Here is a 22,126-nt window from a genome sequence, read left to right as displayed (position 1 = left end):
CTCAGCGCTCCGCGAAGGCCCGGACATAGGCCTTCACCGCCTGGGCCTCGCCCGCGATGTGTTGGAAACGTTCGGGCCGGTCCGCCAGGCTGGCGGTCCCGCGCGGCAGGGCGGGCGTCACGCCGCTGGCCCGCGCCACATCCTCGGGGAACTTGGCCGGATGGGCCGTGGACATGACCACCGTGGGCCCGTCCAACTCCACATGGCGCAGCGCCGCCACCGCGACGGCGGTGTGCGGGTCGATCAGTTCGCCGGTCTCGTTGAGGGTGGCGAGGATGGTGCGCGCCGTCTCGTCCTCGCCGATGGCCACCCCGGTGAAGACCGCCTGCATGGCCGAGAGCGCGGCGGGCGGGATGTCCAGCGCCCCGGCCTGGGCGAACGCCTCGAACGCCCGCGCGGTCTCGGTCGCCTCGCGCCGCACGCCTTCGAAGTAGAGCCGCTCGAAGTTGGAGGCCGACTGGATGTCCATGGCGGGCGACAGGGTGGCGTGGACGGGACCGCGGGCGTAGCGCCCCGTGGAGAACGCCTTGGCCAGGATGTCATTCGAATTGGTCGCCACGACGATCCGCTTCACCGGCAGGCCCATGCGCAGCGCCACATAGCCCGCGAAGGCGTCGCCGAAGTTGCCGGAGGGCACCACGAAGTTCACCGCCCGCTCCGGCGCGCCCAGGGCCGCGGCCGTGGTGAAGTAGTAGACCGCCTGGGCCACGATCCGGGCGAAGTTGATCGAGTTCACCGCCGCCAGGTCCACGGCCTGGCGCAGGCTCTTGTCCTGGAAGGCGTCCTTCAGGATCGCCTGGCAGTCGTCGAACGTGCCGGCCACCGACAGGCAGGCCACGTTGTCCTCGCTGGCCGTGGTCATGAACCGGCGCTGGACCTCGCTGATCCGGCCCTCGGGGAACATGGCCACGATGCGCACCGCCTTGGCCCCGCGGAAGGCTTCGACCGCGGCGCCCCCGGTGTCGCCCGAGGTGGCGCAGAGGATGGTCTGGCGGCGGTTCTGCTGTGTCAGGAAGTGGTCGTACAGCCGCGCCAGCATCTGCATGGCGACGTCCTTGAACGCCAGACTCGGGCCGTGGAACAGCTCGGCGATGAAGGCCTGCGGGCCGATCTGGACCATCGGGACCACGGCCCTGTGGCTGAACGACGCATAGGCCTCGTCGCACATCCGCGCGAGGTCCGCCTCGGCCACCTCGCCGTCGGCGAACTTGCCCAGCACCGCGGCGGCCACCCGGGTGTAGGGCTGTCCTGCGAAAGCGGCGATCTCGTCGCGGGTGAACGTCGGCCAGGCCTCGGGCACATAAAGCCCGCCGTCCGGGGCGAGCCCCCCCAGCACCGCGTCGGTGAAGCCGACCGCCGGCGCCTGGCCGCGGGTGGAGATGTAGCGCATTCAGGTCTTCCGGCGTCTTGCGAGCATGGCGGCATAGACGCCGAGCAATGCCGCGGCAAGGCCGTACCAGGTGAGCGCATATTCCAGGTGCCGGTTGGCGATGTCGGCCGGGATCGGCGCGGGGTCGAGCGCGGGCCAGCCGGGATTGGTCGAGGTCTCGGCCATCAGCACCAGGGGCGCCGGCGCCGCGGCGCCCAGCGTCCGGGCCATGGCCGGGACGTCGCGCGTGAACCAGCGCTCGGGCGTGTTGGGCGGCGAGAACGCGTTGCCCGGCTCGGGCCTTCGCAGGACGCCGGTGACCGTCATGGGTTCGACATCGGCCCTCACCGGCGGCCGGGCCGAGATGGTGTCGGCCACGAAACCGCGGTCCACCAGGACGCTGCGATAGGGGCCGGCCTCGATCGCGCAGGCCGAGATCAGGCGCGCGCCCGCCTGCCCTTCGCGCACGGCGTACAGTTCCAGGAAGGGGGCCGAGCCCAGGCCGGGGCACGCGACGGTCACGCGGGTGAAGTCGGCCGCGGCCAGGCCGTCGCCGTCCGCGCCCCCGGCCTCGGACACGGTGGCCAGCACGGCGTCTGCGGGTCGGGCCGGCGCGTCGCGGAGCGCCTCGATCCGGGCCAGGAGGTCGCGCTTCCAGCTCAGGCGCTGCACCTGCCAGGTGCCCAGCATCACCAGGATGACGAACGCGACCGCCGTCGTCAGGGTCAGGCCGACGGGAAAGCGGGCCCCGGATTTCGTCGTCATCGGGGCATGGCCGTCATCGGGGTCAGTCGTCGTTCCGCGCTTCGGCCGCACGGTTCATGAACTGGGCCGCCAGCATGGCGCCTTTCAGGGGCCGCATGAGCCCCAGCGACAGGATGAGCGTCGCCGGCAGCCACAGGATCAGGTGGACCCAGATCGGCGGATGGATCGTGAACTCGGTGAAGACCGCCGCGAACGCCACGGCGAAGCCCGCGATCAGGATCACGAAGACCGCGGGGCCGTCGCCGGAGTCGGCCTTGGAGAAATCGCAGCCGCAGGCCTCGCAGGCGGGCGCCACCTTCAGGAAGCCCTCGAACAGGAAGCCCTCTCCGCAGTTGGGGCAGCGACCGGCCAACCCCGACAGAAGCGGATGGGACTTCATCTCGTGGCCCTAGTGCGCCGGCCCGCCGAAGATGACGTAGACGAACGCGAACAGGAACAGCCACACCACGTCGACGAAGTGCCAGTACCAGGCGGCGGCCTCGAAGCCGAAATGCTGCTTCTGGGTCATCCCCGTGCCCATCAGGCGGATCAGGCAGACGATCAGGAACAGGGTGCCGACCAGGACGTGGAAGCCGTGGAAGCCGGTGGCCATCACGAACGACGATCCGTAGAGGCCCGAGTTGCCCGCGTTCTCGCCACCGAAGAAGTAGTTGTGGCTGAAGATGTGATGGTACTCGTAGGCTTGGACGGCGGTGAACAGCACGCCCAGCGCGATGGTCAGCACGAGGCCGATCTTGGTGCTCTTGCGGTCGCCCTGCTGAAGTGCGTGGTGGGCCCAGGTCACCGTGGTGCCCGAGAGCAGCAGGATCAGGGTGTTCACCAGCGGCAGCTGGAACGCCGGGACGGTTTCGACGCCCTGCGGCGGCCAGGTGGCCCAGGCGGCGCGCACATCCTCGATCGGGCTGTGCGTCCGCACCTCGTGGAACAGGGCCATCTCGAAGAAGACCCAGAACCAGGCCACGAAGAACATCACCTCCGAGGCGATGAACAGGATCATGCCGTAGCGCAGGCCGATGGAGACGACGGGCGTGTGGTCCCCGCGGTTGGCTTCCTTCACGACGTCGGCCCACCAGCCCAGCATCGTGAACAGCACGCCCGCAAACCCGGCGAAGAACAGCCAGGAGGTGCCTTCGGGCAGGCCGAACAGGCCCTTCATCCACGCCACGCCGCCCAGCGCCATCACCGTGGCGGCGATGGAGCCCACCAGCGGCCACGGGCTCGGGTCCACCAGGTGGTAGTCGTGCTTCACGCCAGCGGCCATCGCGGTCTCAACCCCTCGACAAATCCCCCTGCGCGGATCGGGACCCGGCGCAGTCAACTTTGCGGGACGCTATAGCCGCCCCGCCGACGGTTCGCCAAGGGGGAATGCCCCCTCGGTCGCCCGGAGCACGTCCCGGGACACTCCCGGGACGCGTTCCGGAAAGCTCAGCCCTTCGTATGCGGACGCTCGGCCTCTTCCGGCGCGGCCTCGGTCGAGCGGAAGAAGGTGTAGCTCAGCGTCACCTCGGACTTGCCCCGCGTGTTCACGTCCTGGGCGAATTCGGGGTCGATGTAATAGAGCACCGGCATGTCCACCGTGACGCCCGGCTGCAGCGTCTGGTCCTCGAAGCAGAAGCACTGGAGCTTCTGGAAGTACCGTCCCGCCTGCGACGGCACGACGTTGAAGACGGCCCGCGCCGTGACCGGCTTGTCCGAATTGTTCGTCACCTTGAAGAAGGCGATCTTGGTCTCGCCGACCTTCAGGTCCTGGCTGGTCTGCTCGGCGGTGAAGCGCCACGGCAGGTCGCCCCGGACGTTGGCGTCGAACCGCACGGTCAGGGTCCGGTCCAGCACCTGGCTGCTCGCGGTGTCGGCCCGGCGCGGGGTGCCGTCGAAGCCGGTGAGCTGGCAGAAGGCGCGATAGGCCGGCACCGAACCGAACGCCGCGCCGATCATGCCGAAGAACGTCAGCGCGCAGATCGTGGCGACGCGGACGTTGCGCCGGCGCTCGGCGTCGCCCTGCGGCGTGGCGGGTTCAGAACCTGTCTGCGACATTGGCGCCCAACCTCACGATGGTGACCACGTACACGATGACCGCGAAGGCCACGAGGCCCACCGCGATGGCGATATTGCGCCCGCGCCGCGCCCGGGCCGCGGCTTCGTCCTCGCGCTTGGGATCGCTCATGCGAAAAGCTCCAGCGGGGCGACGCCCATGAGATGCTCGGCCAGCAGCGTCGCGAACAGCAGGGCCAGGTAGAGGATCGAGAACGCGAACAGGTTGCGGGCGTCGCGCGCGCCGGCCCGCACATCGTAGAGGCCCCCGGGGGACTGCGCGGTCCGCCGCGGGTCGGCGGCGTCGCCGGCCCGGCTGCGGAACAACCGCCACGCCAGCAGCAGGAAGACCAGGCCGCCCAGGGCCGAGACGCTCAGGTAGGCCGGCCCGCCCAGGCCCGTGAACGACGGGGCGATGCAGACCGGCACGAGCAGCAGGCTGTAGACCAGGATCTGGGTGCGGGTGGACGAGGCGCCCTTGACCACCGGCATCATCGGCACGCCGGCCTTGGCGTAGTCCTCCGACGTGTAGAGCGACAGCGCCCAGAAGTGCGGGGGCGTCCACATGAAGATGATCGCGCACAGCAGCCAGGCGTTCAGCGGCGCATCGCCGCTGGCCGCGGCCCAGCCGATGACGGGCGGCAGGGCGCCCGCCAGGCCGCCGATGACGATGTTCTGCGCCGTCCAGCGCTTGAGCCACATGGTGTAGACGACGGCGTAGAAGAGGATGGTGAAGGCCAGCAGGCCGGCGGCCAGCCAGTTCAGCGCCATCCCCATCAGCATCACCGAGAACAGCGACAGCACCACGCCCAGCGTCAGCGCGTCGGCGCCCTGGACCTTACCCGACGGGACGGGACGGCCGCGGGTCCGGCGCATCTTGGCGTCGATGTCGGCGTCGTACCACATGTTGAGCGCGCCCGACGCGCCCGCGCCCACGGCGATGCACAGGATCGCCACCGCGCCCAGGATCGGGTTCACGGCGACCGGGGCGCAGACCAGGCCGGTCAGCGCGGTGAACACCACCAGCGACATCACGCGCGGCTTCAGGAGCTGGAGGAAGTCCTGCCAGCGCGCGGCGTCCCGGGATGTCTCAGTCGTGGCCATGGCCATCGATCTTACTCTCAGAATGTCGCAGGGGCGCGCCCCGTTTCCGGAACGCGCCCCCCGATATGGTTCCGGTGTCGGCCCTCAGTGGACGTCGGGCTTCACCACCGGGAGTTCGTTGAACTGGTGGAACGGCGGCGGCGAGCTGAGCGTCCACTCCAGCGTCGTGGCGCCTTCGCCCCACGGGTTGGCTTCCGCCTTGCGCCGGCGGATGGCCGACTCGATCAGCACCAACATGAAGACCGCCACACCGGCCACCGTGACCGCGTAACCGATCGACGAGACGTGGTTCCAGTAGGCAAAGCCGTCGGGGAAATCCACGTAGCGGCGCGGCATGCCCTGGAGGCCCAGGAAGTGCTGCGGGAAGAAGATCAGGTTCACGCCGACGAAGGTGATCCAGAAGTGCAGCGCGCCGAGGAACTCGTTGTACTTCACGCCCCAGATCTTCTCGTACCAGTAGTAGAAGCCGGCGAAGATCGCGAACACCGCGCCCAGCGACAGCACGTAGTGGAAGTGGGCCACCACGTAGTAGGTGTCGTGCAGGCTGTAGTCGATACCAGCGTTGGCCAGGACCACGCCCGTCACGCCGCCCACGGTGAACAGGAAGATGAAGCCGATCGCCCACAGCATGGGCGTCTTGAAGCTGATCGAGCCCCCCCACATCGTGGCGATCCACGAGAACACCTTCACGCCCGTCGGCACCGCGATGACCATCGTGGCCGCCACGAAGTAGGCCCGCAGTTCGATGGGCATGCCCACCGTGTACATGTGGTGGGCCCACACGACGAAGCCGATGAAGCCGATGGCGACCATGGCGTAGGCCATGGCGAGATAGCCGAAGACGGGCTTGCGCGAGAACGTCGAGACGATGTGCGAGATGATCCCGAAGCCGGGCAGGATCAGGATGTACACTTCCGGGTGGCCGAAGAACCAGAACAGGTGCTGGTACATGACCGGGTCGCCGCCGCCCGCGGCGTCGAAGAAGTGCGTGTTGAAGTTGCGGTCCGTCAGCAGCATCGTGATCGCGCCGGCCAGCACGGGCAGCGAGAGCAGCAGCAGGAAGACGGTCACCAGCACCGACCAGACGAACAGCGGCATCCGGTGCAGGGTCATACCCGGCGCGCGCATGTTGAAGATGGTGGTGATGAAGTTGATCGAGCCCAGGATCGAGCTGGCCCCGGCCAGGTGGAGCGACAGGATCGCCAGGTCCATGGCCGGGCCGGTGTGGCCCGAGGTCGAGAGCGGCGGATAGGCCGTCCAGCCGCCGCCGAAGCCCTTGCCCGGCCCGCCGTCGACGAACAGTGAGCAGCAGAGCAGCACCCACGCGGCCACCAGCAGCCAGAACGAGATGTTGTTCATCCGCGGGAAGGCCATGTCCGGCGCGCCGATCATCAGCGGCACGAACCAGTTCCCGAACCCGCCGATCATGGCCGGCATGACCATGAAGAAGATCATGATCAGCGCGTGGGCCGTCACGACCACGTTGTAGCCGTGCTTGCTGGGCTCGATGAGGCTGACCCCGGCGATCTTGATCTGCGCCAGCCAGGAGCCCTCGGTGAACACCTGGATGCCCGGCTCGGCCAGTTCCCAGCGGATCAGGCCCGACAGGGCGCCGCCCACGATCCCCGCCATGATGGCGAAGATCAGGTACAGCGTGCCGATGTCCTTGTGGTTCGTGGACAGGAACCAGCGGGTGAAGAAACCGGGCGTGTGCCCGTGATCGTCATGCCCGTGGTCGTGATCGTGTGCGGCGGCTTGAGCCATCTTACGCAGGTCCTACCGGTTAGTTCGCGGCCGGCGCCGGGGGCGCGGTCGGGGTGGCGGCCGGAGCCTGGGGCTCGGGCGTGGCGGGAGACGGAGCGGCCGGGGCGGCTTCGGTCGCCGCGGCCGGCGTGGCCGCCGCGTCGGCGGCCGGGGCCTCGAGGGCCGCGGCGGCGCCCGCGGGGTTGCCGCCCTTCTTGGCGACCCAGGCGTCGAAGTCGGCCTGGCTGACCACGCGCACCTCGATCGGCATGAAGGCGTGGTCCACGCCGCACAGCTCGCGGCAGTTGCCGTAGTAGACGCCGATGCGCTCGGCCTTGAACCAGATCTCGTTCAACCGGCCCGGAATGGCGTCCGTGATGATGCCGAACGACGGCACCGCGAAGGCGTGGATCACGTCGGCGGCGGTCACCTGGACGCGCACGACCTTGTTCACCGGCACCACCAGCGGCTCGGTGGCGGCCAGGCGGTAGGGACGCTTCTCGGCCTTGGCCTGCTCTTCCGGCAGGTTGTTGGAGATGAACTCGCCGATCTCCTGATCCGGATACTCGTAGCCCCAGTACCACTGGTACCCCGTGGCCTTCACGGTCAGGTCGGGCTTCGGCATGTCGTTGTAGGCGAACAGCAGCCGGAACGAGAAGATCGCCACGAACACCAGGATCAGGACCGGGATCAGCGTCCAGGCGACCTCGAGCGCGGTGTTGTGGCTGAACTTCGCGGGGACCGGATTGGCCTTACGGTTGAACTTCACCACCACGATGATCAGCAGCGCCAGCACGAACAGCGTGATGAGCGTGATGAGCGGCAGCAGGATCACATTGTGGAAGAAGATCGCGTCGTGCCGCAGTTGGGTCACGCCCGGTTGCAGGTCGATCGCCCTGTCGGTCGGCTCGCCAATGTTGTCCACGGCCCAGGCCGTGGCGCCCCAGAACGCCGCCGTCGCGCCCGCGAGGGCTCCGGCCGCCCGCGTCCGCCATGCGTGAAAGCTCGACTTCATGTCCCCTCGGTCAGCTTGGCCGGCGGCGCCCCATGGACAGGCGGAACACCTCCGACGACTTCGGAACGGGACGCACGGACGCGACGTGCGCGACGCCCGACCGGCCCCTTCGCGGGGGTCCATACGCGCATCGCCGGGGCTTGCCAAGGCGTCCGCGGCCCTTGTCGCACGTGCAAGGGGCGTCTGTGGCTTTCGCGTGTGGAACGGATGCGGCTTCGTGGCCCTCGCGGGCTATTCTGGACGCCTCCGTTCCCCGGAACCGCACTGGAATCGGCCCGATGCACACGAGTCCCGACGAAGACCGCGCGATCCGCCGCGAGTTCGACCGCCTGACCAACATGACCCAGGCCGAGTTGCGGGCCTGGCTGGAGACCCCCGAGAGCCGCAAGGTCGGCATGGTGCGGAAGGGCGAGACCGAATCCGTGGGCCGTCAGTCCGCGAGGCGGATCCTGGCGATCCGGGACACACCGGCCGCCGACCTGACCGACGCCGACTACCGCCACATGAGGAAGGTCATCGGCTACTGCCGCCGCCACCTGGCCCAGCGCCCCTACGCCTGGAAGACGGGCGGCGACATCACCCACACCCGCTGGCGCTGGAGCCTGATGAACTGGGGTCACGACCCGCTGAAGCGCTGAGGCCTCTCCGACCGCGACACGCGCCCAGCCGCGCAATGGGTGACGCCCTGCCCGCCACTCACTATCTTCTCCTCATGAACGCGCCCGTCTCCGCTCCTTCCCTCCTCGACGCCGCCGGCGTCGATCCCGCCCGCGCCCAGGCCATTCTCGGCGACGCCCTCGCAGGCGCCGACGACGGCGAACTGTTCGTCGAGAAGTCCGAGAGCGAGTCGTTCCTGTTCGACGACGGGCGGCTGAAGTCGGCCTCGTACGATTCGACCGAGGGTTTCGGCCTGCGCGTGGTGGCCGGCGAGACGGCGGGCTACGCCCACGCCTCCGAGGTGTCCGAGGCCGCCATCCGCCGCGCCGCCGACTCGGCCCGCCTGGCGAAGCGCGGCTATGCCGGAACGTCCGCCGAGGCGCCCCGCGCCACCAATGCGAAGCTCTACGGAGAGGACGACCCGCTGGCCTCGCCCGCCTTCGCCGACAAGGTCGCCCTGCTTCAGGAGATCGACGCCTGGGCCCGCGCCCGCGATTCGCGGGTGGTCCAGGTGATGGCCTCCATCGCCGGCGAACGGCGCACGGTCGAGATCCTGCGCGCCGACGGGCGGCTGATCCGCGACGTTCGCCCGCTCAGCCGCATCAACGTGCAGATCACCGTCGAGCGCGATGGCCGACGCGAGTCGGGCTACACGGGCGCCGGCGGCCGCGCCGGCTTCGAAGCCTGGATCGGCCCCGACAAGTGGCAGGCCCAGGTGGACGAGGCGCTGCGCCAGGCGCTCACCAACCTGGACGCCGTCCCCTGCCCGGCCGGCGAGATGGACGTGGTCCTGGGCCCCGGCTGGAACGGCGTGCTGCTGCACGAGGCCGTCGGCCACGGCCTGGAGGGCGACTTCAACCGCAAGGGCACCTCGGCCTTCTCGGGCCGCATCGGCGAGCGGGTGGCCGCGCCGGGCGTCACCGTCTTCGACGACGGGACCATCCCCGGCCGCCGCGGCTCGCTGACCGTGGACGACGAGGGCACGCCCACCGAGCGGACCATTCTCATCGAGGACGGCGTCCTGGTGGGCTACATGCACGACCGGATGAGCGCCCGGCTGATGGGGCTGGCCCCCACCGGCAACGCCCGGCGGCAGTCCTACGCCCACATGCCCATGCCGCGGATGACCAACACCGCCATGCTGGCCGGCGGCCACACGCGCGCCGAAATGATCGCCTCGACGAAGAAGGGCCTCTATTGCGCCAACTTCGGCGGCGGCCAGGTGGACATCACCAGCGGCAAGTTCGTCTTCCAGTGCACCGAGGCGTACCTGATCGAGGACGGCCGGCTGACCACGCCGGTCAAGGGCGCCACCCTGATCGGCGACGGCCCCTCGGCCCTGACCCGCGTGACCATGATCGGCGACGACTTCGACTTCGACCCCGGCATCGGGGTCTGCGGCAAGTCGGGCCAGAGCGTGCCGGTGGGCGTGGGCCAGCCGTCCCTGAAGATCACCGGGCTGACGGTCGGCGGCACGGCGGTCTGAGGCGGGCCGGGGCTATCCCAGGATCGCGTGGGGCACGAACCGGCTGAGGTTCTTCGTCACGCGGCTGCGATCCTCGCGGACGCCGATCCCGGCCGGCTCGTCGCCGACGATCCACGCGCCGATCACGGGATAGTTGCGGTCGAAGGCCGTGATGGGATGCAGCGCCTGGCGGATGTGGCCCTCGGCGCCGTAGCCCTGGTCCAGCACCTTCGCCCGGCGGCCGCGCTGGACCAGCTCGATGTTGGCGCCCTCGCGGCTGAACAGCGGCTTGCGCACGTAGGAACGGCCCAGCTCCGCCATCGCCGGATCGTCCTCGAAGAAGGCCGGCAGCAGGTTGGGATGGCCCGCATGACGCTCCCACAGCAGCGGCAGCAGGCCCTTGTTCGACAGCACCGCCTTCCACGGCGGCTCCAGGAACCGCGTCCGCGACCCGGCGATGTTCGCGGCGTACGGCTCGCGGAACATCTCTTCCCAGGGATAGAGCTTGAAGATCGCCTGGATGATGTAGCGGTCCGCGTCCACGAACCGGCCGTCGGCGTCCAGCCCGATCTCGCCGATGGGGACGAACCTCGGCTCCAGCCCCGCCTGGGCGGCGATGTCCTCCAGGTAGCGGACGGTCTGACGATCCTCGACGGACTCCGGATCGGCGGCGAAATGCACGAAGCCGCCGCCGGGGAAGATGGCCCGGAACCGCTGCTCCAGCTTCTCGTGCAGGCTGTTGAACTGGTCGGCGTCGGACGGCAGGGCGCCCAGGGCGATCATGTCCTCCAGCCAGATCCACTGGAACGTGCCCGTCTCGTAGATGCTGGTGGGCGTGTCGGCGTTGTACTCGAACAGCTTCGCCGGCCCCGTCCCGTCGTAGGCGAAGTCGAAGCGGCCGTAGAGCGAGGGATCGCGCCGCAGCCAGCTGTCGGCCACGTCGTCGCGCGAGGCCTCGGGGATCGCCAGCCGCGCCATCAGCGCCTCGCTGCGCGCCGCCTCGTCCACCAGCGCCAGGCACATCTGGTGCAGCTCTAGGGCCGGCGCCTCGAGGTCGCGCTCCACCTCTTCGAGCGAGAAGGCGTAGTACGCCCGCTCGTCCCAGTAGCGCGCGCCGTCGAGATGGCGCCAGGTGAACCCCAGCGCGTCGGCGCGCGCGTCCCATCCCGGGCGCTCGGCGGTGCGGACACGTTTCATCTCAGCGCCCCCGCGACGCGGCGGATCGGGAAAGCGCTCAGCCCTTCTCCCCCCGCTCGACCGGAACCGGCTGCGATTCGATCTGGAGACGGGGCGCCTCGATCTGCAGCGGCTCGTCCTTCGGGGCCTTGAGCCGGGCCAGCACGTCGCTGGCCGAGGCGTGGCCGGGCAGGATGCCGGCGGCCTTCAGCTTGGCGTCGAGGTCCGCGCCGGTGCGGCGATCCTCCAGCTCGGCGGCGGCCTTGAACTTCTCGTCCTGGATCGCCTGGCGCTCCTTGATGCGCTTCAGGCTGTCGGCGGCCGAGCCCAGCGACGCCTGGGCGCCAGCCCCGCGCGAGGCCACCGCCGCCTGGGCCCGCTGGACGCTGTCGTTCACCTTCACCACGTCGATCTCGCGGCGCAGGGTCTCGACCTTCTGCTGGGTCTGGGCGATCGTCTCGTGCATCCGCGCCTCGGCGGCGCGCATCTCGGCGAGCTGGGGCGTCTTCAGCCCCACCTCGGTCTCCAGCTCCGAGATCCGCTGGGCCACTTCCAGCGCCAGGGCCTCGTCGCCCTTGTCGAGCGCGGCGCGGGCCGAGCCCTCGTAGCGCGTGGCCTGGTCGCCCAGGTTCTGAAGCTCCTTCTCCAGCATGCGGCGCTTGGCGACCAGGGTGGCCAGGTCGTCGCGCGCCCGGCCCAGGGCGGCGTCCGCGTCGCGGATCTCCTGGTCCAGGATGCGGAGCGCGTTGGCGTCGACCACCGCGGCGCCGGCCTCGTGCGCCGTGCCGCGGAAGAGCGTGATGAGTTTGGCGAAGATCGACATGGGGTCTCCTCAGGCCGCCGAGGCGAAGGTGTCGCGCAGCTCGTCGGCCGCCTGGATGGCGTTCTCCGCCAGGGTGCGCAGCTCGATCACCACGGTCTGCAGCGTGGTCTTGCACGACAGCTCGCCGAACACCTCGTAGTAGTCGCGCCCGGCCACCGTGGTGATGCCGAAGTTCGACAGCGGCACCAGCTTCTGCGCCTTGAGCAGGAAGACGTTGAACGCCGCCTGGTCCTTCTGCTCGTCCACCGGCCACAGCAGGGCCGAGACCACGATCTGCTCGGACCCGGCCGAGACGAACACCGGCAGGTCGCCGAACTCGTGCATGGTGACCTGGAGCACCGGCTCGGCGCCCTCCATCACCCGGGCGGTCAGCTCGCCCTCGCGCAACAGCCGGGTGGCGGCCAGCGCCTCGGCCAGGCTCTTCACCGACCAGTCGGTGTCGATGACATGATCCATCTGCTTGGGTTCCTGCGGAGGGTCGGGGTTTCTCGACAGCGCCGGTCCGCGGCTCGACGCCGTGATGATCGCGCGCGCGGCGGCCTGGACGTCGGCCTTGGCGCCGGGGGGGACCCACAGCTCCAGCTTCACGAGGCCCAGGCGCTGGCGTTCCTTGCGCCAGAGCCGGGTGCGCTCCGCGGGGCTGAGGCCCGCCGCCTTGTCGCTCGACCGTGCCATGCGTTCGCGATATGCATACGCGTATGTTTGACATGGCGCAAGACGGGTCTATGCTCCGTCGTCGAGAGGACCCATGACGTGATCTTCCGGAAGCTGTTCGGCGGCGGACGCGACACGGCGGCGGCCGACGCCGCCATCCCGGTGGTGCGCAACGTCACCATCGGCCGCTCGGTCCGCCTGGATCCGCTGGCCTGGCGGCGCCTGGGGTCCGAGGCGCGGTTCCGCCTGGACCACGACGTGCTGGCGATCACGGCCCAGGGCCTCGTGGACCTGGGCGCCGACGGCTATGTCCATCGCTTCTACACCGACGACCATCTGATGCTTCAGATGGTGAGCCCGGACCCCGACGGTAGGGGCGCCCAGGACTTCACCCTCTTCATGCCATGGTCCAGCGTCTGGCCGCCCGACGCACGGGCGAAGCGCACATGGGCCGACCGCCTGCGGGCGCCGGCCTTCGACGACGAGGGCCTGCCCGCGTTCCGCCGCTACTGGTTTGGCGACGGCGACGCGCGCCAGGAGCCGGTGAGCTTCTGGGAAGAGGTCTTCGACGACCGGTCGGGCCGCCACGCCCGGCGCATCTACCAGACCTGCATGCTCTTCGCCCGCGATCTGCCGGGCGAGGGCCGCGAGCTGCTGCTGGCCATCGCGATGGAGCCCGAGGGCGGCGACCTGACCCACGAGGTCATGGTGGGCATTCCGCTGGATATCGGAGAGTTCGAGGCATGATGTTCGACCCCAACGCCTTCGGGTCCGGCGCCCTGAGCTTCGCGCTGGCCTTCCTCGCCGCGGGCGGCTTCACCCTGATCTTCAAGGCGCTGTACCGCTGGATCACGCCGCACGACGAAGGCGCCCTGATCCGGGCCGGCAACAGCGCCGCGGCCGTGGCCCTGGGCGGCGCGCTGCTGGGATATGTGATCCCGCTGGCCTCGGCGCTCACCCATACGTCCAGCCTGCCCGAGTTCGTGGCCTGGGCGGTCCTGGCGGGCGCGATCCAGATCGCGACCTTCTGGCTGGTGCGCCGCATCGCGCTGCCGGACGTCTCCGAGCGGATCGCGCGCGGCGAGATGTCGACGGCCCTCTACCTGCTGTCGATCTCCCTGGTGGTCGGCGTGCTGAACGCCGCCTGCATGACGGCCTGAGCGGCGGAGCCTCGCCATGAAGCGCTCGCGCACGCTCACCCTCACCACCCTGATGGCCGCGGGCGGCGTCTCGCTCACCGCCTGCGGCGACAACGCCACGCCGACGGTGCGGATCGAGAACCCCGGCGCCTCGGTGGACGCCTACGCCTACCGGACGCTCCAGGAGTGCAAGGACCGCGACGAGGTGCCCGACGCGGCCTGCGAGGCCGCCGAGACGGCCGCCCTCGAAGATCAGGACAAGGCGCCGCGCTACGCCGCCCAGGGCGCCTGCGAGGAGGTGTACGGCGCCGGCCAGTGCGTACCGCGCAGCGAGGCGAACGGCGGGGGGTCGTTCTGGGGCCCGCTCGTCGCCGGCTTCGTCGTCGGCCGGATGCTGGACGGCGGCTGGGGCGGCCGGGGTCTCTACCGCGACTGGCGCGACGGCGGCTTCTACACGGGCTCCGGCGGCCGGGTCTGGACCGACTACACCACCGGCCGCACCCGCATCGGGACCCGCGGCTTCGATCCCCCCGACGCCTACCAGCCGCCCGCCAAGGTCCAGAGCCGCGCCGGCGTCATCTCCCGCGGCGGCTTCGGCGGCAACATGAGCAGCCGGAGCTATTCGGGCAGCCGCTGGGGCGGGTGAGGGTAGCCACTCCACCGCTTTCCCTGTAAGCCCCGCCGCCTACGCGAGGGGAATTCCGCCAGCCATGTCAGAGCTCTACGACGTCGCCGCCATCGGCAACGCCATCGTCGACGTGATCGCGCCCTGCACGGACGATTTCCTCGCGCAGAACAGCCTGACCAAGGGCGCGATGATGCTGGTCGATCCCGACCAGAGCGCCGCGATCTATTCCAGGATGGCCCAGGCGGTGGAGGCCTCGGGCGGCTCGGCGGCCAACACTATCGCGGGCCTGGCCAGCTTCGGCGGCCGGGGCGCCTTCATGGGCAAGGTGGCGGACGACCAGCTCGGCCGCGTGTTCGCCCACGACATGCGGGCCATCGGCGCCCGGTTCGAGAACGCGCCGTTGAGCGGCGGGCCGGCCACCGCCGTCTCGATGATCAACGTCACGCCCGACGGCCAGCGCACCATGTGCACCTACCTCGGCGCCTCGGTCGAGTTCACCGACGACGACGTGGACCAGGCGGTCGTCGAGGCCTCGAAGATCGTCTACCTCGAAGGCTACCTCTTCGACGCCGAGGCCGCGCGGCGCGCGTTCGCCAAGGCCGCGGCCCTGGCCCACGGCTCGGGCCGGATGATCGCGCTGACGCTCTCGGACAGCTTCGTGGTCGAGCGCCACCGCGCCGCCCTGCTGGGCTTCATCAAGGGCCAGGTGGACCTGCTGTTCGCCAACGAGGCCGAGTTGAAGGCGCTGTTCGAGACCGACCGCTTCGACGACGCGCTGCACCAGCTCCGCCCGCACGTGAAGATCGCCGCCGTCACCCGCAGCGAGAAGGGCTCGGTCGTCATCGACCACGGCCAGCGCCTGACGATCGATCCCGCGCCCGTGGAAAAAGTCGTGGACACCACCGGCGCGGGCGACCAATACGCGGCCGGATTCATGTTCGGCCTGTCGCGCAACCGGCCTCTCCATCAGTGCGGCAAGCTGGCGTCGCTGGCGGCGGCCGAGGTGATTTCGCACTATGGGCCGCGTCCGGCCGTGTCGCTGGCCGAACTGGCCGCGTCGAAAGGATACTGAAGCGATGAGCCGCAAGGCCGAAGTCGTCCGCAACACCAAGGAGACCCAGATCCGCGTCGCCGTGGACCTGGACGGGACCGGCGTGGCCAAGGTGTCCACCGGCATCGGCTTCTTCGACCACATGCTGGACAGCTTCGCCCGCCACGGCGGCATCGACATCGAGGTCGAGACCAAGGGCGACCTGCACATCGACATGCACCACACGGTGGAGGACACCGGGATCGTGCTGGGCCAGGCCATCAAGGAGGCCCTGGACGGCTTCAAGGGCATCCGCCGCTTCGGCCACGCCTATATCCCCATGGACGAGACCCTGAGCCGGTGCGCCATCGACTTCTCGAACCGGCCCTACCTGATCTGGAAGGTCGAGTTCCGCACGCCCAAGGTGGGCGACATGGACACCGAGCTGTTCAAGGAATTCCACCACGCCTTCGCCATGAACGGCGGCGCCTGCGTGCACCTCGAGACGCTGTACGGCGCCAATTCGCACCACATCGCCGAGAGCGGCTTCAAGGCCCTGGCGAGGGCGGTGCGGCAGGCGGTCGAGATCGACCCCAAGACCCACGGCCACGCCCCCTCCACCAAGGGCGTCCTCTAGGATCATCGCGATGCAGAGGGTGGCCCTGATCGATTACGGGTCGGGCAATCTGCGCTCGGCCGAAAAGGCTCTGGTGCGCGCGGCCGACGGGCGCGCCGACATCGTCGTGACCCACGATCCCGACACGGTGGCGCGCGCCGATCGCATCGTCCTGCCGGGCGTCGGCGCCTTCGCCGCCTGCATGGCGGCCCTGGCCGCCCGCGACGGCGTGATCGCGGCCCTGAACGCCGCCGTGCTGGAACGCGGGGCGCCGTTCCTCGGCATCTGCGTGGGCATGCAGCTCATGGCCGGCCGCGGGCTGGAGTTCGGCGAAACGCCGGGCCTGGGCTGGATTCCCGGCGACGTGCGCCGCATCGCCCCGTCCGACCCCGCCCTGAAGGTTCCGCACATGGGCTGGAACAATCTCGAAGGCGTGACGGACCATCCCGTGCTGGCCGGCCTGCAAGCCGGCGCGCCCGTCTATTTCACCCACTCGTTCGCCATGTTCCCGGAAGACTCCGCGCACGTGGCGGCCTATGTGGACCACGGCGGCCGCTTCCCCGCGGCCGTCGCCCGCGACAACCTGGCGGGGGTGCAGTTCCACCCCGAGAAATCGCAGGCTGCGGGCCTGCGGCTGCTGTCCGACTTCCTGGAGTGGCGACCTTGATCCTCTACCCGGCCATCGACCTCAAGGACGGCCAGTGCGTGCGCGTGCTGCACGGCGACCTGTCGACCGCCACGGTGTTCAACACCGATCCCGGCGCCCAGGCGCGCGCGTTCGTCGACGCCGGCTTCCACTGGATCCACGTGGTCGACCTCAACGGCGCCGTCCAGGGCAAGGCCGTCAACGCCACCGCGGTCGAAGCGATCCTGTCGTCCGTCTCCGTGCCGGTCCAGCTCGGCGGCGGCATCCGCACCCTGGCCGACGTGGAGCGCTGGATCGAGGCGGGCGTCAGCCGCGTCATCCTGGGCACGGTGGCCGTGAAACAGCCCGAGATCGTGCTCGAGGCGGCGCGCCTCTTCCCCGAGCAGATCGCCGTCAGCGTCGACGTGCGCAAGGGCAAGGTCGCCGTCGACGGCTGGACCGCCGATTCCGACCTTGAGGCGATCACCGTGGCCAGGCGGTTCGAGGATGCGGGCGTCGCCGCCCTCATCGTCACCGACATCGACCGCGACGGCACCGTCATGGGGTTCGACGTCGAGGCGTTCGGCGCCATGGCCGACGCCGTCTCGATCCCGGTCATCGCCGCCGGCGGCCTGGCCAGCGTGGACGACATCGTGAAGCTGAAGGCGCGCAAGGGCGTGCCCGTGGCCGGCGCCGTCCTGGGTCGCGCGCTGTACAACGGCGCCATCGACCCCGCGCAGGCGCTGGGGATCGCCGCTTGAGCCTGCCCCGATGAGCCTCAGGGTGCGCCTCATCCCCTGCCTGGACGTCAAGGACGGCCGGGTGGTGAAGGGCGTCCAGTTCGTCAGCCTGCGCGACGCCGGCGATCCGGTGGAGCAGGCCCGCGCCTACGACGCCGCCGGCGCGGACGAGCTGATGTTCCTCGACATCACCGCCAGCCACGAGAACCGCGGCACCATCTTCGACGTGGTCGCCCGCACCGCCGAGGTGTGCTTCATGCCGCTCAGCGTGGGCGGCGGCATCCGCCAGGTCGAGGACGCGCGCCGCCTGCTGCTGGCCGGCGCCGACAAGATCAGCATCAACACCGCCGCGGTGAAGGACCGGACGCTCGTCTCGGGCTGCGCCGACGCCTTCGGATCGCAGGCGACGGTGGTGGCCATCGACGCCAAGCGCGTGGGCGACCGCTGGCGGGTGTTCATCTACGGCGGCCGCGAGGACACGGGCCTCGACGTCGTGGACTACGCCGTCGACGCCGTGAAGCACGGGGCGGGCGAGATCCTGCTCACCTCCATGGACCGCGACGGCGCCAAGACCGGCTACGATCTCGACCTGGTGCGCGCCGTTTCGCAGGCCGTTCCGGTGCCCGTAATCGCCTCGGGCGGCGCGGGGAACGCGCAGCATCTCGTGGACGGCGTGAAGGCCGGCGCCGACGCGGTTCTGGCCGCCTCGATCTTCCACTTCGGCGAGGTGGGGATCGGCGAGGCCAAGGCCGTCATGGCCGCCGCCGGCGTGCCCGTGCGCCGGATCGAGGGGGTCGCCGCATGAGCCGCTTCACCGACGTCATCGGCCGGCTGGCCGCCACCATCGAGAGCCGCCGCGACGGCGATACCTCCACGTCCTACACCGCCCAGCTCCTGGCCGACATCGACCGGGCCGCCAAGAAGATGGGCGAGGAGGCGGTCGAGACCGTCATCGCCGCCGCCCAGGGCGACCGCGACGCCCTCACCGCCGAGAGCGCCGACCTGATGTACCACTGGCTGGTGCTGATCGCCGCCGCCGGCGTCAGCCTGGACGACGTGGCCGAGCGCCTCGAGGCCCGCGAAGGGACCTCGGGCCTGGCCGAGAAGGCGTCGCGCAAGCGCTGAAGGAGCCTGTCGCGCCCGCGACAGCCCCTCAGCGTCCGGCCAGCACGTCCTTCGGATCGGCCACGTTCAGCAGCCCCTCGCCCGTCACGTACCGGCGCAGGTTCTCGGCGAACAGCCGGTCGTTGCGCACGTGCTGGCCATCGGTGATTCCCGACGCGTGCGGGGTCAGGCTGACGCGGGGGTGGCGCCAGAACGGGCTTTCGGCCGGCAGGGGCTCGGTCTCGAAGACGTCCAGCACCGCATGCTCGGGCACGCCCCGGTCCAGGGCGGCCAGCAGCGCGGGTTCGTCCACCAGCCCGCCGCGGCCCACGTTCACCAGCACGGCGCCCGGCTTCATGGCGGCGAAGAAGCCGGCGTCCGCCACGTGGCGGGTCTCGGCCGTCAGCGGACAGCACAGCACCACCACGTCGCTCTCCGGCAGCAGCGCCGGCAGGTCGGCCATCGGCGCGATCCGGTCGGCCGAGGGATCGGCCTCCTGGCTGCGGCGCACCCCGGTGACCTGGGCGCCGAAGGCCCGCGCCCGGTCGGCGACGCCCTTGCCGATGGCCCCGAAGCCCACGATCAGCCAGCGCGACCCGTTGATCTCGCGGAACCGCACGCGTTCCCACTGTGCGGCCGCCTGGTGCGCCCGCCGCTGCGGCCCGTTCTGGAAGGCGTCGAGCACGCCGGCCAGCACGTACTCCGACATGCCCACGGCCTGGCCGTGGCTGGTGGTCAGCGTCGCGCCCTTCTGGACGATCTGGCCGAAGACGGCGTTGTCGAACCCCGCCGCGCCGCTCTGCACCCACTTGAGGTCCGGGGACTTCAGCATGGCCCTCATGAAGGCCCGCGCGCACGGCCCGAAGAACACGTCGGCGTTGGTCCAGGCGGCCTCGGCGTTCACGGCGTCTTCGGCGACGGGCGCGCCGTTCAGCGTCACCTCGCCCGAGTCCGACATGAGCAGCGGCTCGACCGCCGAACCGAGGGCCGAAATCTCCGCCTCGAGCCGGCGGAACGAAGGTTCGTAGATCAGTAGGCGCATCGGTCACTCCCCGGCTGGAGCCCTGTCTAGCCGGGGAGCGACCGGTAAGGCTAGCGCCCGCCGCCCGCCTTGGCCGCCGGAGCGGAAGTCTGCGCCGGAGCCTGCACCGGAGCCTGGGCCGTCGGCGAGGGCTGGGCGGCCTGTTCGCGGCGGCGGCCCATCATCGCCTGCATCGCCGCCAGCTCGGCGCGGTCCAGCTCGCCGTCCTGGTTCTTGTCGATCATGGCGAAGAACTGGCTGATCCGCTGGCCCATCTCGCCGCGCAGCTCGGACTTCTGGAGCTTGCCGTCCAGGTTGTCGTCCAGCATGCCCAGCATCCGGCCGCGATTCATCTGGTCGTCGTAGTCGGTGAGCTTCGACGAGGTCTCGTCCACCCAGCGGTAGCGGATCGCGGTGTAGAACATCTCCTCCCACGACTGGTCGCCCCAGACCACATGCTTCTTCGGGTCGGGATTGGCCGGGTTCTGGGCCGAGTTGTCGTACCAGTAGTTGGCGATCAGGCGGGAGCCGGCCGGCACTTTCAGCGGCTCGGCGAAGGTGTATTCCCGCTGCCAGTTGAAGTCGTAGCGCGGCATGGCCAGCAGCCGCTTCCTCTCGCCGTTCGGGTATTCGATCCACAGGTCCGAGGCGTAGCCGCGATAGTGGGCGTGCGGGAACGCCGAGTAGAGCAGCGCCTCCTTCGGGAACTCGACGTAGGCGGTCTCCTTGTGCCGCGCCGCGCCCGGCGGAATCGAGATCGTCGGGTCCACGATCACCGAGTTGCGCATCACCAGTCCGGGCTTCTCGCCGTCCTTGTAGAAGTAGAGGCCGAGCAGGGACGAGTCCGTCACCTCCTTGCCGAAGGGCGTGTAGTGGGCCTGGACGCCGATGGCGCCGCCCGGCGGCAGGAAGGTGCCCACGTTCTTCGGCCACAGGGTGCTTTCGGCGCCCACGGCGTAGCCGCCCATCGAGGCGCCCCAGCGGGACTCGTTGCCCACGCCGTCCTTGGGGATCTCGCTCATGTAGCCGGTCAGGAAGTGGTGCACCGCCTGGCGCTGGTTCACCACGAAGCTGGAGGCCTTCACCCACTTCCCCTCGGTCAGCGGGTTCACCATGATCGGCCGCTGGTAGTCCACCACGCCCGAGGCCGGGACGGTGTAGGCCGGGATCTCCAGGATCAGGTCGGGCTTGCCGAGCGGCCATTGGGCCACCGCGGGACGTTTCTTGGCCAGCGGGTCGGGCCCGTCGCCGCGCGGCGCGCCCTGCTCGATCCAGTGGACCACGGTCTTGATCTCGGCCGGGGACAGGCTCTTGTCGTCGGCGAACTGGCCCACGTGGGCGCTGACGTTCCACGGCGGCATCCGGTCGGTGCGGATCACCTCGCGGATCATCGGCGAGAAGCCCTTGACCATGTCGTAGCTGGTCATGGCGAACGGCCCGATCCCGCCCTCCACGTGGCAGGCCACGCACTTGGCCTCCAGGATCGGCGCCACGTCCTTGGCGTACGAGATCTTCGCCGTCTGCGTGCGCGACGGGAAATCGACCAGGCAACCGGGGCTGGGCTTGGTCGCCGCCATGGCCGGGCGGCCGGCCAGCGTGGCGTCGATGGCGTCGGCGGCCCAGGTGTGGGTGGCGACGGCCTTCTGCACCCCGTAGTCCAGCCGGTCGTCCAGGGGGCCGCGGTAGGTGATCTTCCAGGTCTTGGGATCGACCACGATGAACTCGGCCGTCCGCGTCACGCCGAGCTGCTCGCCCACGAGCTGGTTGGCGTCCTTCAGGATCGGCAGGTTGAAGCCGTATTCGGCCTTTTCGGCCGCGATGGCGTCCATGCTGTCCTGGTTGGCCGAGTTCAGCATCAGGAACTCGACGCCCTTGCCTTCGTACTTCGCGGTCAGGTCGCGCAGCGCGGGGGCCAGGTTGCGGACGATGGGACAGCCGTTGGCGTGGGTGACGATCACGATCGCCTTGGCGTTGCTCATCCGGAACAGCTCGTGGCCGATGTAGTCGGTGTCGGCGAGCATGAAATTGTCGATCGTCGCGGGCAGGCCGGTGCTGGCCATCGCCTCGGTGGCCGAAGCCGCCGAGGCCGAGTCCAGCGCGCTGGGCGCGCCGCCGTCGCTGGCGCAGCCGGCCAGCGCCAGACTCAGGGCCGCCACCGTCGAGGTCAGGGCGAAAATACGCGCCTTCGTCATGGTCGAGAGTCCTCCCAGGAACGCCGTCGGGATCTTCCGCCCCGGCCAGGTTCAATCTCAGATTTTCACGTTACGTGTGATCATAAGCCAGCAGACCGACGTTGCATCATTATTTCTGATCAATGTTCAGATGAGGCGCGGCCTGCCCGTGTGGCCCCACCGCCACGCGATGACCCCCTGCCCGGCGACTGGCCACGGTCGGGTCGCCGGGCGCCGTCGCGCAGCCCCG

At 70.0% G+C, this 22,126-nt stretch carries 25 protein-coding genes; 11 read left to right on the top strand and 14 right to left on the bottom strand.

The features are described 5' to 3' along the window. Position 1: 1 nt before the first annotated feature. From thrC to coxB, 9 genes are all read right to left on the bottom strand, one after another. Entirely contained in the window at positions 2 to 1,390 is a 1,389-nt protein-coding gene (thrC, locus tag ABS78_RS04005) for a threonine synthase (protein ID WP_293375205.1), read from the bottom strand. Further along, a complete protein-coding gene (locus ABS78_RS04000; RefSeq protein WP_293375202.1) occupies positions 1,391 to 2,134 on the bottom strand; it encodes an SURF1 family cytochrome oxidase biogenesis protein in 744 nt (247 codons plus the stop codon). Between the two features lie 22 nt (positions 2,135 to 2,156). Further along, positions 2,157 to 2,513, bottom strand: a complete 357-nt coding sequence (locus ABS78_RS03995; protein ID WP_293375199.1) for a DUF983 domain-containing protein — start codon at positions 2,511 to 2,513, stop codon at positions 2,157 to 2,159. Positions 2,514 to 2,522: 9 nt separating this feature from the next. Continuing rightward, the gene (locus ABS78_RS03990; protein WP_293375196.1) at positions 2,523 to 3,395 is read right to left on the bottom strand and encodes a cytochrome c oxidase subunit 3; all 873 of its coding nucleotides are present in this window, start codon (positions 3,393 to 3,395) and stop codon (positions 2,523 to 2,525) included. 164 nt (positions 3,396 to 3,559) lie between these two features. After that, positions 3,560 to 4,168 carry a cytochrome c oxidase assembly protein gene (locus ABS78_RS03985; protein WP_293375193.1) on the bottom strand — a complete coding sequence of 203 codons (609 nt, stop codon included), beginning with the start codon at positions 4,166 to 4,168 and terminating at the stop codon, positions 3,560 to 3,562. Continuing rightward, positions 4,149 to 4,298 (bottom strand): hypothetical protein, encoded by a 150-nt coding sequence (locus ABS78_RS03980; protein WP_293375190.1) that lies wholly within the window; start codon positions 4,296 to 4,298, stop codon positions 4,149 to 4,151. The genes ABS78_RS03985 and ABS78_RS03980 overlap by 20 nt, the downstream gene beginning before the upstream one ends. Then, a complete protein-coding gene (gene cyoE, locus ABS78_RS03975) occupies positions 4,295 to 5,275 on the bottom strand; it encodes a heme o synthase (RefSeq protein WP_293375187.1) in 981 nt (326 codons plus the stop codon). Before cyoE ends, ABS78_RS03980 begins: the two co-directional genes overlap by 4 nt. 78 nt (positions 5,276 to 5,353) lie before the next feature. After that, positions 5,354 to 7,033: a cytochrome c oxidase subunit I gene (gene ctaD, locus ABS78_RS03970; RefSeq protein ID WP_293375184.1), complete on the bottom strand. Its 1,680-nt coding sequence runs from the start codon at positions 7,031 to 7,033 to the stop codon at positions 5,354 to 5,356. A gap of 19 nt (positions 7,034 to 7,052) precedes the next feature. After that, complete coding sequence (gene coxB / locus ABS78_RS03965; RefSeq protein WP_293375181.1) at positions 7,053 to 8,027, bottom strand: cytochrome c oxidase subunit II; 975 nt, start codon at positions 8,025 to 8,027, stop codon at positions 7,053 to 7,055. A 278-nt stretch (positions 8,028 to 8,305) separates the two neighbouring features. Between coxB and ABS78_RS03960 the strand changes: the two genes are divergently transcribed. Beyond that, positions 8,306 to 8,665, top strand: coding sequence for a DUF3140 domain-containing protein (locus ABS78_RS03960; RefSeq protein WP_293375178.1), 360 nt, complete (start codon positions 8,306 to 8,308; stop codon positions 8,663 to 8,665). Positions 8,666 to 8,739: 74 nt separating this feature from the next. Next, the gene (gene tldD, locus ABS78_RS03955; protein ID WP_293375175.1) at positions 8,740 to 10,170 is read left to right on the top strand and encodes a metalloprotease TldD; all 1,431 of its coding nucleotides are present in this window, start codon (positions 8,740 to 8,742) and stop codon (positions 10,168 to 10,170) included. Positions 10,171 to 10,182: 12 nt separating this feature from the next. Here tldD and ABS78_RS03950 read toward each other — a convergent pair whose 3' ends face one another. The 3 genes from ABS78_RS03950 to ABS78_RS03940 are packed head-to-tail and all read right to left on the bottom strand — an operon-like array spanning position 10,183 to position 12,823. Further along, on the bottom strand, positions 10,183 to 11,346 hold the full coding sequence (locus tag ABS78_RS03950; protein WP_293375172.1) for a glutathionylspermidine synthase family protein: 1,164 nt from the start codon (positions 11,344 to 11,346) through the stop codon (positions 10,183 to 10,185). Between the two features lie 37 nt (positions 11,347 to 11,383). Continuing rightward, on the bottom strand, positions 11,384 to 12,148 hold the full coding sequence (locus ABS78_RS03945) for a PspA/IM30 family protein (protein ID WP_293375169.1): 765 nt from the start codon (positions 12,146 to 12,148) through the stop codon (positions 11,384 to 11,386). 9 nt (positions 12,149 to 12,157) lie between these two features. After that, the gene (locus tag ABS78_RS03940; RefSeq protein WP_293375166.1) at positions 12,158 to 12,823 is read right to left on the bottom strand and encodes a DUF2170 family protein; all 666 of its coding nucleotides are present in this window, start codon (positions 12,821 to 12,823) and stop codon (positions 12,158 to 12,160) included. Between the two features lie 78 nt (positions 12,824 to 12,901). On the opposite strand from ABS78_RS03940, the gene ABS78_RS03935 reads away from it, so the two are divergent. The 9 genes from ABS78_RS03935 (at position 12,902) to ABS78_RS03895 (ending at position 18,705) form a co-directional block, all read left to right on the top strand. Then, positions 12,902 to 13,549: a DUF2491 family protein gene (locus ABS78_RS03935; RefSeq protein WP_363082620.1), complete on the top strand. Its 648-nt coding sequence runs from the start codon at positions 12,902 to 12,904 to the stop codon at positions 13,547 to 13,549. After that, positions 13,549 to 13,962 (top strand): DUF350 domain-containing protein, encoded by a 414-nt coding sequence (locus tag ABS78_RS03930; RefSeq protein ID WP_293375476.1) that lies wholly within the window; start codon positions 13,549 to 13,551, stop codon positions 13,960 to 13,962. The genes ABS78_RS03935 and ABS78_RS03930 overlap by 1 nt, the downstream gene beginning before the upstream one ends. Positions 13,963 to 13,978: 16 nt before the next feature. Then, positions 13,979 to 14,587, top strand: a complete 609-nt coding sequence (locus tag ABS78_RS03925) for a DUF1190 domain-containing protein (protein WP_293375163.1) — start codon at positions 13,979 to 13,981, stop codon at positions 14,585 to 14,587. A 64-nt stretch (positions 14,588 to 14,651) separates the two neighbouring features. Continuing rightward, positions 14,652 to 15,641 (top strand): adenosine kinase, encoded by a 990-nt coding sequence (locus tag ABS78_RS03920; RefSeq protein WP_293375160.1) that lies wholly within the window; start codon positions 14,652 to 14,654, stop codon positions 15,639 to 15,641. Between the two features lie 4 nt (positions 15,642 to 15,645). Then, the gene (gene hisB / locus ABS78_RS03915; protein ID WP_293375157.1) at positions 15,646 to 16,236 is read left to right on the top strand and encodes an imidazoleglycerol-phosphate dehydratase HisB; all 591 of its coding nucleotides are present in this window, start codon (positions 15,646 to 15,648) and stop codon (positions 16,234 to 16,236) included. A 10-nt stretch (positions 16,237 to 16,246) separates the two neighbouring features. Beyond that, positions 16,247 to 16,882, top strand: coding sequence for an imidazole glycerol phosphate synthase subunit HisH (hisH, locus tag ABS78_RS03910; protein WP_293375154.1), 636 nt, complete (start codon positions 16,247 to 16,249; stop codon positions 16,880 to 16,882). Continuing rightward, on the top strand, positions 16,879 to 17,601 hold the full coding sequence (hisA, locus tag ABS78_RS03905) for a 1-(5-phosphoribosyl)-5-[(5-phosphoribosylamino)methylideneamino]imidazole-4-carboxamide isomerase (protein ID WP_293375151.1): 723 nt from the start codon (positions 16,879 to 16,881) through the stop codon (positions 17,599 to 17,601). The genes hisH and hisA overlap by 4 nt, the downstream gene beginning before the upstream one ends. A gap of 10 nt (positions 17,602 to 17,611) precedes the next feature. Continuing rightward, the gene (gene hisF / locus ABS78_RS03900; RefSeq protein WP_293375148.1) at positions 17,612 to 18,385 is read left to right on the top strand and encodes an imidazole glycerol phosphate synthase subunit HisF; all 774 of its coding nucleotides are present in this window, start codon (positions 17,612 to 17,614) and stop codon (positions 18,383 to 18,385) included. Next, entirely contained in the window at positions 18,382 to 18,705 is a 324-nt protein-coding gene (locus ABS78_RS03895) for a phosphoribosyl-ATP diphosphatase (protein ID WP_293375145.1), read from the top strand. Before hisF ends, ABS78_RS03895 begins: the two co-directional genes overlap by 4 nt. Before the next feature lie 28 nt (positions 18,706 to 18,733). On the opposite strand, the gene ABS78_RS03890 is transcribed toward ABS78_RS03895, so the two are convergent. Then, entirely contained in the window at positions 18,734 to 19,726 is a 993-nt protein-coding gene (locus ABS78_RS03890; protein WP_293375142.1) for a D-2-hydroxyacid dehydrogenase, read from the bottom strand. A gap of 50 nt (positions 19,727 to 19,776) precedes the next feature. Then, positions 19,777 to 21,897 carry a redoxin family protein gene (locus tag ABS78_RS03885; RefSeq protein WP_293375140.1) on the bottom strand — a complete coding sequence of 707 codons (2,121 nt, stop codon included), beginning with the start codon at positions 21,895 to 21,897 and terminating at the stop codon, positions 19,777 to 19,779. Positions 21,898 to 22,126: the final 229 nt, after the last annotated feature.

The sequence above is a fragment of the Phenylobacterium sp. SCN 70-31 genome, assembly GCF_001724605.1.
GTDB lineage: Bacteria > Pseudomonadota > Alphaproteobacteria > Caulobacterales > Caulobacteraceae > Phenylobacterium.
The sequence above is the reverse complement of the archived record's forward strand: the minus strand, read 5'-3'. Positions and strand labels throughout refer to the sequence as shown.

What these genes read in the sequence shown, in the direction of transcription:
- ABS78_RS03995 (WP_293375199.1), bottom strand. Translation starts at nt 2,513, where the DNA reads ATGAAGTCCCATCCGCTTCTGTCGGGGTTGGCCGGTCGCTGCCCCAAC.
- thrC (WP_293375205.1), bottom strand. Translation starts at nt 1,390, where the DNA reads ATGCGCTACATCTCCACCCGCGGCCAGGCGCCGGCGGTCGGCTTCACC.
- ABS78_RS03945 (WP_293375169.1), bottom strand. Translation starts at nt 12,148, where the DNA reads ATGTCGATCTTCGCCAAACTCATCACGCTCTTCCGCGGCACGGCGCAC.
- ABS78_RS03920 (WP_293375160.1), top strand. Translation starts at nt 14,652, where the DNA reads ATGTCAGAGCTCTACGACGTCGCCGCCATCGGCAACGCCATCGTCGAC.
- ABS78_RS03890 (WP_293375142.1), bottom strand. Translation starts at nt 19,726, where the DNA reads ATGCGCCTACTGATCTACGAACCTTCGTTCCGCCGGCTCGAGGCGGAG.
- cyoE (WP_293375187.1), bottom strand. Translation starts at nt 5,275, where the DNA reads ATGGCCATGGCCACGACTGAGACATCCCGGGACGCCGCGCGCTGGCAG.
- ctaD (WP_293375184.1), bottom strand. Translation starts at nt 7,033, where the DNA reads ATGGCTCAAGCCGCCGCACACGATCACGACCACGGGCATGACGATCAC.
- ABS78_RS03985 (WP_293375193.1), bottom strand. Translation starts at nt 4,168, where the DNA reads ATGTCGCAGACAGGTTCTGAACCCGCCACGCCGCAGGGCGACGCCGAG.
- tldD (WP_293375175.1), top strand. Translation starts at nt 8,740, where the DNA reads ATGAACGCGCCCGTCTCCGCTCCTTCCCTCCTCGACGCCGCCGGCGTC.
- hisF (WP_293375148.1), top strand. Translation starts at nt 17,612, where the DNA reads ATGAGCCTCAGGGTGCGCCTCATCCCCTGCCTGGACGTCAAGGACGGC.
- ABS78_RS03980 (WP_293375190.1), bottom strand. Translation starts at nt 4,298, where the DNA reads ATGAGCGATCCCAAGCGCGAGGACGAAGCCGCGGCCCGGGCGCGGCGC.
- ABS78_RS03940 (WP_293375166.1), bottom strand. Translation starts at nt 12,823, where the DNA reads ATGGCACGGTCGAGCGACAAGGCGGCGGGCCTCAGCCCCGCGGAGCGC.
- ABS78_RS03895 (WP_293375145.1), top strand. Translation starts at nt 18,382, where the DNA reads ATGAGCCGCTTCACCGACGTCATCGGCCGGCTGGCCGCCACCATCGAG.
- ABS78_RS04000 (WP_293375202.1), bottom strand. Translation starts at nt 2,134, where the DNA reads ATGACGACGAAATCCGGGGCCCGCTTTCCCGTCGGCCTGACCCTGACG.
- ABS78_RS03950 (WP_293375172.1), bottom strand. Translation starts at nt 11,346, where the DNA reads ATGAAACGTGTCCGCACCGCCGAGCGCCCGGGATGGGACGCGCGCGCC.
- hisB (WP_293375157.1), top strand. Translation starts at nt 15,646, where the DNA reads ATGAGCCGCAAGGCCGAAGTCGTCCGCAACACCAAGGAGACCCAGATC.
- ABS78_RS03990 (WP_293375196.1), bottom strand. Translation starts at nt 3,395, where the DNA reads ATGGCCGCTGGCGTGAAGCACGACTACCACCTGGTGGACCCGAGCCCG.
- ABS78_RS03885 (WP_293375140.1), bottom strand. Translation starts at nt 21,897, where the DNA reads ATGACGAAGGCGCGTATTTTCGCCCTGACCTCGACGGTGGCGGCCCTG.
- coxB (WP_293375181.1), bottom strand. Translation starts at nt 8,027, where the DNA reads ATGAAGTCGAGCTTTCACGCATGGCGGACGCGGGCGGCCGGAGCCCTC.
- ABS78_RS03925 (WP_293375163.1), top strand. Translation starts at nt 13,979, where the DNA reads ATGAAGCGCTCGCGCACGCTCACCCTCACCACCCTGATGGCCGCGGGC.
- ABS78_RS03930 (WP_293375476.1), top strand. Translation starts at nt 13,549, where the DNA reads ATGTTCGACCCCAACGCCTTCGGGTCCGGCGCCCTGAGCTTCGCGCTG.
- ABS78_RS03960 (WP_293375178.1), top strand. Translation starts at nt 8,306, where the DNA reads ATGCACACGAGTCCCGACGAAGACCGCGCGATCCGCCGCGAGTTCGAC.
- hisH (WP_293375154.1), top strand. Translation starts at nt 16,247, where the DNA reads ATGCAGAGGGTGGCCCTGATCGATTACGGGTCGGGCAATCTGCGCTCG.